At 50.6% G+C, this 14,100-nt stretch carries 15 protein-coding genes; 3 read left to right on the top strand and 12 right to left on the bottom strand.

Features of this window, described 5'->3' with window-relative positions:
- Positions 1 to 24: 24 nt before the first annotated feature.
- From PHE17_RS00620 to PHE17_RS00605, 4 genes are all read right to left on the bottom strand, one after another.
- Positions 25 to 1,398 (bottom strand): NAD(P)(+) transhydrogenase (Re/Si-specific) subunit beta, encoded by a 1,374-nt coding sequence (locus PHE17_RS00620; protein WP_301013845.1) that lies wholly within the window; start codon positions 1,396 to 1,398, stop codon positions 25 to 27.
- Between the two features lie 3 nt (positions 1,399 to 1,401).
- Positions 1,402 to 1,689, bottom strand: coding sequence for an NAD(P) transhydrogenase subunit alpha (locus PHE17_RS00615; RefSeq protein ID WP_301013844.1), 288 nt, complete (start codon positions 1,687 to 1,689; stop codon positions 1,402 to 1,404).
- A gap of 2 nt (positions 1,690 to 1,691) precedes the next feature.
- On the bottom strand, positions 1,692 to 2,819 hold the full coding sequence (locus PHE17_RS00610) for a Re/Si-specific NAD(P)(+) transhydrogenase subunit alpha (protein ID WP_301013843.1): 1,128 nt from the start codon (positions 2,817 to 2,819) through the stop codon (positions 1,692 to 1,694).
- 149 nt (positions 2,820 to 2,968) lie between these two features.
- On the bottom strand, positions 2,969 to 3,556 hold the full coding sequence (locus tag PHE17_RS00605; RefSeq protein WP_301013842.1) for an OmpA family protein: 588 nt from the start codon (positions 3,554 to 3,556) through the stop codon (positions 2,969 to 2,971).
- A 253-nt stretch (positions 3,557 to 3,809) separates the two neighbouring features.
- Here PHE17_RS00605 and mazG point away from each other — a divergent pair, with 253 nt between their 5' ends.
- A complete protein-coding gene (mazG, locus tag PHE17_RS00600; protein ID WP_301013841.1) occupies positions 3,810 to 4,637 on the top strand; it encodes a nucleoside triphosphate pyrophosphohydrolase in 828 nt (275 codons plus the stop codon).
- On the opposite strand, the gene PHE17_RS00595 is transcribed toward mazG, so the two are convergent.
- From PHE17_RS00595 to PHE17_RS00575, 5 genes are read right to left on the bottom strand one after another with little or no spacing between them, the layout of a single operon-like run.
- Entirely contained in the window at positions 4,600 to 6,339 is a 1,740-nt protein-coding gene (locus PHE17_RS00595) for an ATP-binding protein (protein ID WP_301013840.1), read from the bottom strand. The genes mazG and PHE17_RS00595 overlap by 38 nt on opposite strands.
- On the bottom strand, positions 6,339 to 6,941 hold the full coding sequence (locus tag PHE17_RS00590; protein ID WP_301013838.1) for a response regulator transcription factor: 603 nt from the start codon (positions 6,939 to 6,941) through the stop codon (positions 6,339 to 6,341). The genes PHE17_RS00595 and PHE17_RS00590 overlap by 1 nt, the downstream gene beginning before the upstream one ends.
- Positions 6,919 to 8,466 (bottom strand): apolipoprotein N-acyltransferase, encoded by a 1,548-nt coding sequence (lnt, locus tag PHE17_RS00585; protein WP_301013837.1) that lies wholly within the window; start codon positions 8,464 to 8,466, stop codon positions 6,919 to 6,921. The genes PHE17_RS00590 and lnt overlap by 23 nt, the downstream gene beginning before the upstream one ends.
- 28 nt (positions 8,467 to 8,494) lie before the next feature.
- Positions 8,495 to 9,022, bottom strand: a complete 528-nt coding sequence (locus PHE17_RS00580) for a hypothetical protein (protein WP_301013836.1) — start codon at positions 9,020 to 9,022, stop codon at positions 8,495 to 8,497.
- A 35-nt stretch (positions 9,023 to 9,057) separates the two neighbouring features.
- Positions 9,058 to 10,014: a hypothetical protein gene (locus PHE17_RS00575; protein WP_301013835.1), complete on the bottom strand. Its 957-nt coding sequence runs from the start codon at positions 10,012 to 10,014 to the stop codon at positions 9,058 to 9,060.
- Positions 10,015 to 10,092: 78 nt separating this feature from the next.
- Between PHE17_RS00575 and PHE17_RS00570 the strand changes: the two genes are divergently transcribed.
- The gene (locus PHE17_RS00570; RefSeq protein WP_301013834.1) at positions 10,093 to 10,404 is read left to right on the top strand and encodes a hypothetical protein; all 312 of its coding nucleotides are present in this window, start codon (positions 10,093 to 10,095) and stop codon (positions 10,402 to 10,404) included.
- A gap of 344 nt (positions 10,405 to 10,748) precedes the next feature.
- On the opposite strand, the gene ruvA is transcribed toward PHE17_RS00570, so the two are convergent.
- Positions 10,749 to 11,348 (bottom strand): Holliday junction branch migration protein RuvA, encoded by a 600-nt coding sequence (gene ruvA, locus PHE17_RS00565; protein ID WP_301013833.1) that lies wholly within the window; start codon positions 11,346 to 11,348, stop codon positions 10,749 to 10,751.
- A 99-nt stretch (positions 11,349 to 11,447) separates the two neighbouring features.
- Here ruvA and PHE17_RS00560 point away from each other — a divergent pair, with 99 nt between their 5' ends.
- Positions 11,448 to 12,143, top strand: coding sequence for a hypothetical protein (locus PHE17_RS00560; protein WP_301013832.1), 696 nt, complete (start codon positions 11,448 to 11,450; stop codon positions 12,141 to 12,143).
- On the opposite strand, the gene PHE17_RS00555 is transcribed toward PHE17_RS00560, so the two are convergent.
- Both PHE17_RS00555 and PHE17_RS00550 read right to left on the bottom strand, forming a co-directional pair.
- Positions 12,079 to 12,822 (bottom strand): DUF1287 domain-containing protein, encoded by a 744-nt coding sequence (locus PHE17_RS00555; protein WP_301013831.1) that lies wholly within the window; start codon positions 12,820 to 12,822, stop codon positions 12,079 to 12,081. The two genes, PHE17_RS00560 and PHE17_RS00555, sit on opposite strands and share 65 nt — an antisense overlap.
- Before the next feature lie 189 nt (positions 12,823 to 13,011).
- A complete protein-coding gene (locus tag PHE17_RS00550; protein ID WP_301013830.1) occupies positions 13,012 to 14,058 on the bottom strand; it encodes a hypothetical protein in 1,047 nt (348 codons plus the stop codon).
- Between the last annotated feature and the right edge of the window lie 42 nt (positions 14,059 to 14,100).

Below are 14,100 nucleotides of genomic sequence, written 5' to 3'. Positions count from 1 at the left end.
GCCGGGCGTCTTATAACGGGCTTCTTAGATTTCCTTAATATTCGCGATCAATTCACTCGCTACTGCTTGCCCGTCGCCGTACAGCATCCGGCAGTTGTCCGCGAAGAACAGGTGGTTTTCAACGCCGGAGAAGCCAGCGCCTTGACCACGCTTGACCACGATCACGTTTTTGGCGTGATCGGCATTCAAGATCGGCATCCCGTAAATTGGGCTGTTCGGGTCAGTGCGTGCTACCGGGTTCACCACGTCGTTTGCACCGATTACCAGTGCTACATCGGCGGTGTTGAACTCTTCGTTGATTTCGTCGAGGTCATAGATGATGTCATACGGAACGCCCGCTTCCGCCAGCAGCACGTTCATGTGCCCCGGCATCCGTCCAGCGACAGGGTGGATGGCGAATTTGACGGTAACGCCGCGATCTTGCAGAAGTTTCACCAGTTCCCAGACCTTGTGCTGCGCTTGTGCGACTGCCATGCCGTAACCGGGGATGATGATGACCTTTTCCGCGAATGCCATCATGATGGCTGCGTCAGGGGCTTCCACTGCTTTCATCGCGCCAGTGACTTCCTGCGCTTCACCCGTGGTTTCGCCGAAGTTGCTGAACAAGACGTTGGTAATGGGGCGGTTCATGGCTTTGGCCATCAACTGCGTGAGCAACGTACCCGCAGAACCGACCACGATCCCGGCAATCATCATCGCAGGGTTTTCCAGCACGAAGCCTTCAAAACCGACTGCAAGGCCAGTGAAAGCGTTGTACAGTGAAATCACCACGGGCATATCCGCGCCACCAATCGGCAGCGTCATCATCACGCCGAACGCCAGCGCCAGTGCGAAGAACAGGAACAGCGTAAACATGCCGTAATCCGTGCCGCTGGTAGCGATGCCCAAGGCCATCCACGCAGTGACAACAAACAGCCCGGCATTGATGCGTTGCTGGTTTTTGAAACGGATTGCGCCGCGTAATTGCTTGATGCCTTGCAATTTGGCGAAAGCAATCAGCGAGCCGGAGAAGGCAATTGAGCCAATCAATGCACCGAAAATGGCAAGCATTTGCACGCTATCGGACATCGGTTCCTGCTTGATCAGTTCCACCGCAGCAATCGCCGCTGCTGCGCCGCCGCCCATGCCGTTGTAGAGCGCAATCATTTGCGGCATATCAGTCATGGCAACTTCTTTGCCCGTTTTCCATGCAATGCCTCCACCGATACCAATAGCCAGTAACATCAGGAGGTAGTTGCCGTGAACTTGTGGGTGGACAAACGTAATGACAGTTGCCAGCACCATGCCCACGCCAGCCCACACGATGCCGCGCCGCGCTGTAACGGGGGAGGCCATCTGTTTCAAGCCAAGGATGAACAGTACCGCTGCTGCGAAGTAAGAAATTTCAACAAGACTCATGGCTTACTTCCCTCCCTTGCTGCTTTTAAACATTTCTAGCATCCGTTCAGTGACGACGTAGCCGCCGACCGCATTCCCGGCTCCCAGTACCACGGCGATGAAACCGACTAACTGTTCCATAAAGCCTTGCGCTTGCCCTAGTGCCACCATTGCCCCAACCAGCACGATGCCGTGGACGAAGTTGGAGCCGGACATCAACGGCGTGTGCAAGATGACAGGAACTTTGGAAATGACTTCATAGCCGGTGAAAGCCGCCAGCATGAAGATGTAAACTGCGATAAAGCCGTCCATTGTTAAGCTCCTTCAACCAATTGGCGGATGGATTCGTTCATGATCTTACCTTCGTGCGTAAGCAATGCCCCTGCAATTACCTCATCATTGAAGTCGGGGGCGTAAGCGCCGTCTTTCAGCATTGGGGTGAGGAAATTCAGCAGGTTTTTGGCGTACATTTCCGAAGCATGTACCGGCACTTGGCTCGGCACGTTCAGCGGTGCGTGGATGACCACGCCGTTATGCACGATGGTTTTACCCGGTTGGGTCAGCGTGCAGTTGCCGCCGCCTTCTGCTGCAAGGTCAATGATGACCGCGCCCGATTTCATACCATCCACGGTGGATTCGGGGATGATTTTAGGGGAAGGGCGACCGGGAACCGCTGCGGTGGTGATCAATACATCTGCTGTGGCAATGTGTTTCGCCAATTCTTCCTGTTGTTTTTGCTTTTCTTCGGCAGTCAATTCGCGGGCGTAACCACCGGCGCCTTCGGCGGTGATGCCCAATTCGATGAATTTTGCACCTAAGGATTGTACCTGCTCTTTGGTGGCGGAGCGCACGTCATACGCTTCCACGACTGCCCCCAAACGCCGGGCTGTAGCGATGGCCTGTAAGCCAGCGACACCCACGCCAATGATGATGACTTTGGAAGGGCGGATAGTTCCCGCCGCCGTGGTCAGCATCGGGAAGAAGCGGCAAGCAAGGTCAGCGCCCATGATGGCAGCTTTGTAACCAGCAACCGCAGCCTGCGAGGACAGTACGTCCATTGCTTGAGCGCGGGAAATGCGTGGGATCAGTTCCATCGCATATGCGGTAATGTTTTTTGCCTTGAGTGCGGCGATCCGTTCCGGGTGTTTGTAAGGCTGTAATGTGCCAATCAACACGCAGCCGTCTTTCAGCAAAGCGATTTCGGCTTCATCAGGGGGTTGGACTTTCAGCACGATGTCCGCTTGCTGATACAATTCTGCCGCCGATGGGATGATGGTTGCGCCCGTAAAGGCAGAATCAGGGATGTGTGCAGCGCTGCCTGCGCCAGTTTCGACTAGGACTTCTGCACCCAGTTTGGCGAGTTTGGCGATGACGCTGGACTCGATAGCGACCCGGCGTTCACCTTCAGCCGTTTCCTTGGGTACTGCCACTTTGATTGACATATTGTTCTGTCTCCAGAAAAAGCACGATCCGACCAAAAATAAAAGCCAGCTATGATAGCTGAAGATAGCATGGGGGTGAAATATTCATTCTGGGCAGAAAAAAGAAAAGCCGGGATATACCCGGCTTTTCTCGCGAAAGCACTGTTGAATTACTTCACAGTGTTAGCTGTAACTTCTACACGACGGTTAGCAGCGCGGCCTGCTTTAGTACCGTTGTCAGCAACTGGCTGAGATTCGCCTTTGCCAGACGCTTGGATAGCAGCAGCAGGAACGCCTTTGCTAGACAGGTAGCCAGCAACGGAAGATGCACGACGTTCGGACAAGCCTTGGTTGTAAGCATCAGTACCTACGCTGTCAGTGTGACCAACAACAGTGATAGCAGAAACTTTAGCGCCGCCCATACCAGCCATGAACTGATCCAAGTTGGCTTTGCCAGCAGGTTTCAGGGTAGCTTTGTCAAAGTCAAAGTTCGCATCAGCGTTCAAAACCAACTTTTGAGGTGGTTGTGGTTTTGGTGGCTGTGGTTTTGGTGGTTCTGGTTTTGGCGGAGCAGCTTCGCAGCCTTCTGGCATACTGCCGAATTGGGCTTGGACGCAAGTGCCTTCATTGCTGTTTTTCACAGCTTCGCCAGCGCTGTTCTGGACGTATTTGCCGTTTTCTGCTGCTTGAGCAGTGGTGGCCATCATAACTGCCATCAGGGCAGCTATGCTGATGCCTGCAACTTTCTTCAGAGTCATTGTGATCTCCTTAAGCCTGGTTTTGAGTTCAAATTGTTGAGGTAATTAGTCAGTTGTGCTCGTCTGCTTTAACAGACTTCCGCACACGGATGTTTTGGTCAGCAATGTGCTAAATATACAACATTCGGGGAGATTATAGGTGAAACCACCCTGAACTGCCATATACATAGCACACTTTCTCCTACAAATGTAGCATTATTACCACATTGTGTATACTGCACGACAAGCCCACGATACGCCACAGGAAAATACGATGCAAGGCAAAACAGGATCAGCCCGTACTCCAGTCGATGAACTGTTGATGATTATGGCGCGATTGCGTGATCCCCAGCAGGGTTGCCCGTGGGACATCAAGCAGACTTGGCAAACGATCTTGCCGCATACGCTGGAAGAGGTTTACGAGGTAGCGGATGCGGTTGACCGCCAAGATGCGCCTGCCTTGTGTGATGAATTGGGTGATTTGCTGTTCCAGATCGTGTTTATGGCACAAATCGCGCAGGAACAAGGTTTGTTTGGCTTCAACGATGTGGTGGCGGGCATTTCCGCCAAGATGATCCGGCGGCATCCGCACGTGTTTGGGGATACGGTATTTTCTGACGAACGGTCGCAAAAACAGGCATGGGAAAGCATCAAGCAGGATGAGCGCAGCGCAAAATCCGAACCTGATAATTTCTTTGCAGGCATACCCACAGCAATGCCAGCCTTACGCCGTAGCCAAAAGGTGCAGCAGCGGGCAGCGCGGGTCGGTTTCGATTGGGACAATTGGGAACAAGTCATCCCTAAAATCCACGAAGAGTTGGATGAGGTAAGGGATGCGGTTGCCCAAGGTGAATCGTCTGCGCGGATTGAAGAAGAAGTCGGTGATGTGCTGATGGGGGCGACCAATATGGCGCGGTTGTTGGGGGTGAATGCGGAAAATGCTTTGCGCCTATCGAACCACAAATTCGAGCGGCGGTTTTTGCGGGTGGAAGCATTGTTGCAAGCGCAAGGGATTTCGCTGGAGGATGCCAATCTGGAACAGATGGAAAATGCTTGGAATCTTGCTAAACAGGAGGAGAGGCAGGTTGCAGCACCTGAATGAGTAATTGTTTTAGCACTTTGGGGTTAATGGGTTTGTAGCTGATGCGAACATCAACTTTTTTCAGTGCCTCGGATACGTGTGGTGAGGTGTTGCCAGTGATCAGGATAGCGGGAATGCAAGCCCCCGCCTGCTCACGCAATTGCTGGATAGCCTCAATGCCGGATTGCCCTTCCTCTAACTGATAATCGCTGATGATGCACTGAATATGCTGGCAATCTGCCAATACTGCTGGTGTAACGGTAGGTGTGGTGATTGCTTCATAACCCCAGATTTCGAGCAACATCTTGAGTGAGTCGGCAACGTTTTCATCATCCTCAATGACAAGCACCCGTCCTGATTTTTCGGGTTTGTCGTGGAAATAATGTTGGAAATCTGCTGTGTGTAATAGGGGAGTAGGTTTTGCTAACGGCACTGTGACCGAAAATATGGTGGCTTTGCCGGGGGTGGATCGCACATTTATTTCATGCCCCAGCAGATCAAGCAAGCGTTTGACGATGGAAAGTCCCAAGCCCAGCCCTTTGTTGCGGTTACGTTCCGGGTTGTTCAATTGGTAAAATTCGCGGAAAACCTCTCCCAGTTTGGATGCAGGAATGCCCACACCGTTATCCCATACTTCGATACGGAACTTGCCATTATGCCGCCGTCCACCGAGTACAATACGGCCTTTTTGCCCCATGTGTCTGATCGCATTGACAATAAGGTTTTGAATGACCCGTTCCAATTGTTTTGGGTCGGAGTAAAGGTAAACGCTGCTGGGTACGTAGTGCATGGATAACCCTGCATTGGCAGCGACGATGGAATATTGGTAATACAGTGGCCCCAACAGGTCATCGACAGGAAAGGCGTGCGGGCGAATGTCCACTGTACCTGCATCCAGCTTGGAAATATCCAGTAAGGAATCTAATAAATCCGCAAGTGACGTTGTGGACTCCTTGAGTTTATCGAGGATTTGTACTTCGCTGGGGTTTGTCAGTAAGTCCCCTAGCGCGTACTGGAAAAAGTGCATGGCTTGTAACGGTTGGCGTAAGTCGTGGCTAGCAGCCGCCAGAAAGCGGGTTTTATCTTGGTTTGCCTGTTCGGCCTGTTGTTTTTCGTGCGCCAGTTGTTGTGCTAACTGGCTGTTTTTCTCCCTCTGCTCCAAGGTGTTCATCAGGAAATAGTGGACATTTAGCCCAAAGGTCAAACAAACAAAGGTAAAAACGGGAGTACCCACAGCAAACCACGGGTAAAAAATACTATTTTGGGCAAGGGCGCTGAACATGGTGGGTATGACACTACACCCGACGAAGGCAAACATGGTGGGCAGGTGGAAGATGGTTGCCATAACGCCGCCAGCGACCACGGCAATTAAGGCGACGGTGAACATAATTGTGACCGTATCGTTACCGCTGTGTGAAAATAATTCCCATCCGATGCCCCAAATAAGACCTGAAAGTGTGCTGGTTGCGGTAGAAATGTAAGGCCATAACCGTCTTGCTTGTACAAGGTAGCGGGTATATGTACTGGCAAAAGCCAGCCATGTCCCGCAAACAACAACTTGCAGTAAAAACCACCATCCGATGAGATGCGCTGTGGGGTTATTTTGGGGGTAAAAGGCGAACAGTACTGCCGCACCGAGCGTCGCGCCTACCACGCCCAAGCTGGCGTTAGTCCTCTCAAGACGGATGCGCTCATCCAATGCGATTTGGCTGAGCAATGCCATCAGGTAATAAGTCCTAGCAAACGCGCCCGTTGCACCGCTTGGGTACGGTTGGTGGCACTCAACAGTTTGAGGATGCTGTTGAAATGGACTTTTACAGTACCCTCAGTTAGGTTGAGTGCTTGCGCTATTTGCTTGTTGGTTTGCCCGGTAGCGGCTAGCCCCATGATTTCTTGCTGACGTGGGGTGAGGAGTGGCGTTTCCTTGCTTTGGCGGTAAAAGTGTTCCGGTATGTAAATGCCACCAGTCAATACCCGTTTGATGGCAGCAACCATGATGTTGGGATCAACTGTTTTGGGGATGAACCCGGCAGCACCTGCATCCAGTGCTTCGCGTATATAGCGTGGGGAGTCTGCTGCTGAAATCATTACAATCCGTACTGTTGGTGTAACATCCCAGAAGGCTTGTAGGTGCTGAAGGCTGTCTGTGCCGGGGAGGGTGCGGTCGAGTAAAATTAAGTCAACTGAATGGTGCTTGATCTGTTGTTTTGCCAGTTCCAGCGTGTTTGCCTGTAATAGCTTAAAAGCAGGCTCTCGCATTTTGAGGACAAGGCTAAGCCCTTCCATAAACAACAGGTGGTCATCAACGATGAGTAATGTTGGCATACATGCTTACCCTCCAATGGCGACTGGCATGATTCATCAAGAAGCTTAGCAGGGTAATCATGGCACATAGTTTTGGGAAAATATCTATCCAGCGCCCATAAACGCTGGGGGCGGTATCCGTTAGAGCCACGGTTACTGAATATGCGCCAGCTTGGCGGCTATTATCCCGCATTTGCCAATTACCGAGGTAATCAATCACGCCCACCACGCCGGAGGTGCTGGTGCGTACCACCGGACGGCGCGTTTCGATTGCCCGTAGCCGTGCGAAGGAGGCTGCTTGCCAGCTTTCTGTCGCGCCAAAGTGGATGTCGTTGGCTAGGATGAATAACGCATCTGCCCCATCATGTGCCGCGTTTGCTGCCAGATGGGGAAATACCGCTTCATAGCAAATAAGCGGCGATACGGTGAGCGCTTGCCCCGTGCGGGTGGAAAGGTGCAGTGGTGGGCTACTTTGCTTGGCATATTGCATCCGCGCTGGCAGGTATTGTTCCAGCGTTGGGAAAAGGCGTAGCAGTGCGTCAGGTATCAGTTGTAACTCGGTATGTGGCACAAGCCGTTGCTTGCGGTAATGCGGCTCTAACAGCGTCAGTACAGGGCCTTCCATAATCCGCGTTATGGTAGCGTTGTCCATCATCATGGCTGCGGCATATTGATCATCAAAACCGGGGCGGCTCATATTCGGCTGGTTGCCAATGAAGCTTATCAGGATGGGCGTATCCCAGCGACGGATATTGTCAGCAAAGTCTGGATTGTGGAATGGCATATTAGGAAAGATGGACTCAGGCCATACCACCATATCTAACTGGCGTTTATCTAAGGTATCCATTAGGGCATAAATGGCTTTTTCCCCAGCTTGCTGTTGTGCATCAGGTTCGAGTAAGACTAGCCGTAATTCAGCTTTTACCCTTGGTGTGGGGGCGTGAATGTACCATTGCGCATATAGCACGGGGGGGAATAAGAAAGCACAAAGCGTAGCGGCAATAGTGGTAAGCACGCTGGATTTTGCCCAATATTTGTTGATAGCCAGTTGGTAAGCTAATGCGGCATTCAGCGCCACTATCCAAAAGCTGATTCCCCACACGCCAGTCAAATCAACGAACTGCACTAACCACGTTTGATTGGATTGGGTTGCTCCCAATGCTCCCCAAAAGAATGGCTGGTTATTAGCAGCGAACCATTCCCAAGCTGTCCAGCAAAACGGGAGGGTGAATAATCCAGCCGTATAACCTTGCTTGCTGACTTGCCAGCGAAATAACCATAACGGTAGGGCAACAATCAAGCCATGCCACGCGACTGCTAGTAAACCGAGGCTCCAGCTATTCCCTAATGTCCAATGCCCCGCTATCAGGCTGCCGAATACACCAAATAGTAAGGCGGTGTAGAAATAACGCCAGAAGGGTAGTCGCACAGACCGGGGTAAGAGCAATGGTATCAGGGAAATCCACGCCAGTGGTGCAAGCTCTACGCCCTCCCATGATGGAAAAGCTAAGCCGTACAGCAAACCCGCCAGTAGCCAATGCTTCATTCATACCCCGCGTTAGGCCATGTATCAATTAGAACCCAGCATTAGTATTAATACCGCAAGGCGGTAGGTCAATCGGGTATGCATTTATGTCGGGCGGGTTAATTCTGGGGCAGGATTCATTGCAGTATCCAAAATTATTATACCATCCGGGATTGCGACCAACATTTCTTATGAAATTAGTTTTACAGCCCTGATGGTTAAGTCCAAACAGTCCCCAATGTCCTGCGCAAGACTCTGCTGCTGCACTATCTAACATGCTGCATTTGCTCATGTTGCGCATGTAAGGGGGGCGGTGTTTATACATTTCCCGCACTTCCATTAAGCAATTTCCTAATGCACGAGTCGTTCCATCGTTAACAGTTTGGTCTACATCCCGAATATAACCACCACAGAAAGTTCTGACTATTTTGGATTCACTACTGCTTTGATAACCAAAAGTTCCGTCACCATCGCCCCTGCCAGTGCCGCCATTAGCAAATGCTATTTCAGTGTTTGCAAAGATCATCAATAGTAATAAAAAAGCAAGTTTAATTATTGAATGTTTCTGATAAAGCATCGGGCATTACTCCTTGGGTGATTATTAATAATGATTTATGGTAAAGTCTGGCCTGAGAAATAAGCATCGGTATCGTCCCAAGCATAAAATGTTGGTGATTCACCATTTATTTCAACATAAATGCCCGCAGGGTCTAATCGAGTAATCACCGTTGAAGCATTCGCCCCAGTAATTTTGTATTCCCCCATGGTTTGGTCAAAGTCAACCGGACTCGTGGTTTCTACCATAAATGTCCCCTCTAACATCGCTTCACCACTTTCATCTGTGCCGTGACTAGTCACTTTGCCCATTAGGGTTTGTGTTCCGGCTTGCCCATCTACGGTGATGCTGAAGTCTTGTGTGGCAATGCTGTAATTGTAGTTCGTCCCTGTGGAGGTTCTTCCGCGATTGCTTATGCTCATGTTCATATTTTTGATGATGTAGCCCGTGTCGCTGTAGCCAGTGATGAAAGAGCCTTGTTCTGTTATGGCCTCTTCTTCCCCATCACTAGTGGTTGAGCTATCTGTTAGGTTAAAGCTCACCATTTCAGCTTCGGGATAGCCGTCTACTGTGCTGTCAGCAAAAGTAATTGTGCCATTCGTGATGTTTGTTGATGAATAGGCGGGCGTATTGTCCGTCGCCGCAATATTTTCGCTCTCCGTGCAGTTTTCGAAGGTGAGGATAAATTGTGTATCAGTTTGGTCGGTAATGATTTTTCCACCGCCATCACAGGCTTCTTCTTCACGACTGGCGCTCATGCGGGCAGCAATGCCTGCTTGTCTTGCCGTTGTGCGGGCTTCAATGTCTGTCACGACATCAGTGGGGATATCGGATGAGAATCCCTCCATAAAAGACATGACGGCACTGGGGGCTGTCATTGAGAGTTCTGCTGCCTTTGCAGCGTTGCTTGAGGACAGCGTGACCGTCAGCCCATTGCTGCTGGCGGTTGAGCCGCCCCTGCAACCGCTTAAAATAAATACAGCGGTATATAATAGAACCCGGTGTTTTCTCATGATTCTCCCTCGCAAGCCATGGGGGTTAATGTTTTATCACTAGGCTTCTAGTCTACAGTGCGGATTTAGGAGGGGAATATGACTATGGTAGCGGTAACTATAACTATGGATATAGTTGGATATTATTTGAACGCAAAAAAACACAGCCCCCGACGAACGGGGGCAGTCAACACGGGCAAAAGTTATTATTATTGGTATTTATTGTTGTTGTTAGCTTGTTTAGCTTCCCTGCTAACGTTTTTCCTCTTTCGGAAGGAAACCGATGCCCCCTGCGGACAGGGGGTTTCGTTGGGCGAGCAGCAACTTATTGTTATTGATATGCTGTGGCTGCTTTCTACCCTCTTGGGGCTTGCTGAAACTTGTTGTAAAACCACCGGACTCCCGGTTTAAATTTCCCCCGCGTCGTCCGCAGGGGATAGAGGAGTCGAAGTATGGTCAGGCGCTTTATTGTTATTGATGCTTATGCCTGCTCTCTACCTCTTGGGGCTTGCTGGTAAAAATCGTCCTTTAACCCTTTCTTATTGTTTTTGTCGTCCCTTATGCAAATAGGTATTTGCAACCCCCGTGCCAACTCATCCATTAATTAATTAAGTTTATGTTCTATAAGGATAAGTTGGATTTTCTGGTTCGGGCTTGGCAGGTTTGGCAGGCAGTATTTCTGTCAAAAAGTGACAGGATTGACAGATCGCAACTGACAAGAGCGTGTCAGGTGACAATACGGCAGGTGAATACTGTCACTTCAGGCTGGCACGCAGCGCTTGGCGGATCATTTCTTCCACACTCAAGTTCTGGTTTTCGTAAGCGGCAATCATTTGGCTGGCTTGGGTAGGTTTGTACCCCAGTGCCAACAGTGCATTGATGGCTTCGTCACTGTTAGAAACGGTCGGGGTTTGTGGTGTGCTAGGCAACGAAGTGTTGTTGCTGTCGTCAGTTTTCGGCAAACGGTCACGCAATTCGATGACTAGCCGCTCGGCAGTTTTCTTACCGACGCCGGGGATGCGGCTCAAGCGGGCAATGTCTGCCGCGTGGATCACTTGGTTGAATTCCAGCGGATTCATGCCGGAAACGATAGCCAGTGCCATTTTCGGCCCTACGCCATTCACTTTCAGTAGGTGGCGGAACAGTTCGCGTTCGGTTTGGGAACTGAAACCGTAGAGCAATTGGGCATCTTCGCGCACCACAAAATGGGTGTAGAGCGTGACTTCAGCGTGCAATTCCGGCAGGTCATAAAAAGTGGTCATGGAAGCCTGCACTTCATAGCCGACGCCATTCACATCCAGCATCAAGTCGGGTGGTTGTTTGACCAGTAGTGTGCCGCGCAACAGTCCAATCATGCCTGTTCTCTCCTGTATCTTGAGTCTTACATAAGGGTTATGTTACCGCCCGGTGTGGGCTGCTATCCTTGCCACATTTTGGATTGCAGGCATCATACCATGAGCGATACCACTCCTGTTGAATTCACCGGCGGCGCTGATTCCCGTCAATTGCTGAAAAATGAACTCGCGCAACGCCAAGCGCAGCTAATGCAGCTTACCCCCAATAGCAACCCACTGGAACGTGCCAATGTGCAATACGAAATTGCCGAAATCATGCTGGAATTGGAAGAGCCGGGAATGCGCGAAGCCGCGTGGGGCATGACCCGCGAATCGTTTGCCATTTTCCGCGATGGCGAGCGTTGGGAAGAGGCTGTGCGTTGCTGCGATGTGCTGTACCGCTGCGATTTGCCTGCTTCCGTGCCTGCTTTGGGCAATGGTATTTGGCTGGCGGTCACTTACCCGATTGATCCACAACTGACGATTATTATGCTCAACCACTTGATTGATGCCACTCCAGCGCAGGCAGATGGTGCAGCGGTAGCGGCTGCGGTGGCGCATTACATCGCTGATTTACGGTTGGAAGGCGAAAAGCGCGACAGCGTAATGTTCCTTACTGGCGCAATGCTGGCGAAAGTTGCCGAACGTCACAGCAATGTCAACTCGCAGGAAGCAATGAACCTCTGGCTGAACCGCTTGGATTTGCTCAACCCGAAAGTGTTCCTGCCGCGTTTGGGGCAAGTGGTCGATGCTATCGTGGAAGGCCAGTGGTGGTATGACCGGGACGAGTTGCGCTCACGTCTCCCTGTGCATTGAAATAGCGGTAATGCCCAATAATAGGCCAGAAAAACAGCGCATTTTCGATGTTCGTGCCATAACCAACGTTATGCCCCATGAGCGGCACGCCATCCGGGGTTTTGTACTGGGTGGTGATGCCGATATGGCCTTGCCCTTTGCCTAAATCCCAAGCCACCACATCGCCGGGCAGGTAATCGTCCGGGTTGTTGGTAATCGGTAAAGATTTACCCTTACGCTCGAAAAACTTCATCAGGTTGTAGACCCGACGGTGGTCGATATTGGTGTCAGGGGCTTTCATGCCCCATTTTTTCGGATATTCATTGAAAGCCTTGCGCATGTCTTCGTGCAATGCCGCTTGCAGATCAACGCCTTGGGCGCGGAAGGCGCGAACCACCACATCGGCACACACGCCCGTGCTTTCCTTGACATCGCCGCCGGGGTATTTCAAGTTGACATAGCTAGGGTCATACGAGCGGGTAACATCCACTTGTTTGAATACGGAGTTCAGCAGTTTTGTCACGTGTGCGGGTGGAATGGGTTTCAGTACAGGCGGTAAGCTAGGTGTTGTGTAGGGCGGGGTGGGGATCAGTACAACGGGTGGTGTGGGAGGTGGCGTGATGAAATGTCGGTACGCCCAAATACCTGCCATTAACGTAGCAATTATTAGCAGGATAATCAGGGTAACGCGCAATAACATATCAACACCAGAGCTATTATTAAGTCAGGGCAAGGGTGGGGTCTATTTTGCCATTTTCAAGGCTGTTGGTGTATCTCAATACGGGGATGGCAAGGGAATAGGTGGGTTAAACCTGCGCCAGTTTCCCGGCACAGGTTGATTTGCAGTTCAATACTGTTGTATTGCTGTCATTAGTGCTTAGGCGGCTTGCTAAACAAACAGCCGCCAATCATAAGTGACAGTATATGTACCGCCGTGACCAACGAAGCGAGCTTGAAGTTCGGGGCCATCGGTTGCACCATTTGCCCATGTGGCTTCCATTGACGGTATCCCAATACGGGCAATGACAGGATCGAATACATCGTCAGCGAACAAATTACGAATCCAATCAAGAAGCCTTTTGACAACATTCCATACTACAGCAGCGACTTGTGCCCAAAAACCTCTGATGTTACGCAGGTATGTGTCAACTCTTGCCCTTATTTGGTCAAATAGTCGGTTAATGATAGTGCTAAATCCACCCGAATCTTTTTCCGCCAACAGTAAAGCGACAGAATAGTATTTGGGCCAAGTATTTGCACCGTCACGTAGATTAAAGATGTGGAGGCTCATCGGGGGTGTGTAATCTCGATAACGACCATCACTAAATGAACCAACGAAGCGTTCACCAATGGGGTTACTCGTTGCACTCGCTGCATTAGTGGCAATGCCTGCAATGGCAATGCTGTCATCCCCCCACCATTCAGGATCTGTTTCGTCATTGCACATTACGCGGTGGATGCGTAACTCCAACTTGTCACGCACTAATTGCGGCGTTGGGGGAATAACACCACCTCCAGTAATACGATTTCCGCCGAGAATATTGCCATTGATGCTGGATAAATAGTTGGCAGGCAATAACAGGTTATTGAAAGTAGCTGTTGCTTTGAATTGTGAATCAATCGTTACAGCTTTTTTCAAGTCTAACCCGCCGAGATCATTACCGTAGAGGGCTGCCCGTTTTGCGGTTGGCATTGTCACCATGGAAAGTGCTGTCTTTGCAACGGTTACTTTTTTGTCGGCGGGATATTTGTTGAAATAGGTTAGCATGGTTTGCTCTACAGAGTTTGGGTCGGCTGGTAGTTTATATGCCGCATCTGCTTGGGAGGCAAAAGCCTTTTCCGTTTCAACTTTCAGGGTGTTGAGAATTTGGGTTGCAATGTTTTGCAGTTTAGGGTCAGTGATTTCAATGGTATCTGACATGGTAATCTCAGCCATGATACGTTCTCCTTGATTGATGATTAATATATTCCATAGGGT

The sequence above is a fragment of the Thiothrix sp. genome (genome assembly GCF_028714775.1).
Taxonomy (GTDB): domain Bacteria; phylum Pseudomonadota; class Gammaproteobacteria; order Thiotrichales; family Thiotrichaceae; genus Thiothrix.
The sequence above is the reverse complement of the archived record's forward strand: the minus strand, read 5'-3'. Positions and strand labels throughout refer to the sequence as shown.

Excerpts from the sequence above, each read along its gene's own strand:
- PHE17_RS00595 (WP_301013840.1), bottom strand. The coding sequence starts at position 6,339 with ATGGCATTGCTCAGCCAAATCGCATTGGATGAGCGCATCCGTCTTGAG.
- PHE17_RS00555 (WP_301013831.1), bottom strand. The coding sequence starts at position 12,822 with ATGTTATTGCGCGTTACCCTGATTATCCTGCTAATAATTGCTACGTTA.
- ruvA (WP_301013833.1), bottom strand. The coding sequence starts at position 11,348 with ATGATTGGACTGTTGCGCGGCACACTACTGGTCAAACAACCACCCGAC.
- PHE17_RS00570 (WP_301013834.1), top strand. The coding sequence starts at position 10,093 with ATGACTATGGTAGCGGTAACTATAACTATGGATATAGTTGGATATTAT.
- PHE17_RS00615 (WP_301013844.1), bottom strand. The coding sequence starts at position 1,689 with ATGGACGGCTTTATCGCAGTTTACATCTTCATGCTGGCGGCTTTCACC.
- PHE17_RS00590 (WP_301013838.1), bottom strand. The coding sequence starts at position 6,941 with ATGCCAACATTACTCATCGTTGATGACCACCTGTTGTTTATGGAAGGG.
- PHE17_RS00560 (WP_301013832.1), top strand. The coding sequence starts at position 11,448 with ATGAGCGATACCACTCCTGTTGAATTCACCGGCGGCGCTGATTCCCGT.
- PHE17_RS00580 (WP_301013836.1), bottom strand. The coding sequence starts at position 9,022 with ATGCTTTATCAGAAACATTCAATAATTAAACTTGCTTTTTTATTACTA.
- PHE17_RS00605 (WP_301013842.1), bottom strand. The coding sequence starts at position 3,556 with ATGACTCTGAAGAAAGTTGCAGGCATCAGCATAGCTGCCCTGATGGCA.
- PHE17_RS00550 (WP_301013830.1), bottom strand. The coding sequence starts at position 14,058 with ATGGCTGAGATTACCATGTCAGATACCATTGAAATCACTGACCCTAAA.
- mazG (WP_301013841.1), top strand. The coding sequence starts at position 3,810 with ATGCAAGGCAAAACAGGATCAGCCCGTACTCCAGTCGATGAACTGTTG.
- PHE17_RS00575 (WP_301013835.1), bottom strand. The coding sequence starts at position 10,014 with ATGAGAAAACACCGGGTTCTATTATATACCGCTGTATTTATTTTAAGC.
- lnt (WP_301013837.1), bottom strand. The coding sequence starts at position 8,466 with ATGAAGCATTGGCTACTGGCGGGTTTGCTGTACGGCTTAGCTTTTCCA.
- PHE17_RS00610 (WP_301013843.1), bottom strand. The coding sequence starts at position 2,819 with ATGTCAATCAAAGTGGCAGTACCCAAGGAAACGGCTGAAGGTGAACGC.
- PHE17_RS00620 (WP_301013845.1), bottom strand. The coding sequence starts at position 1,398 with ATGAGTCTTGTTGAAATTTCTTACTTCGCAGCAGCGGTACTGTTCATC.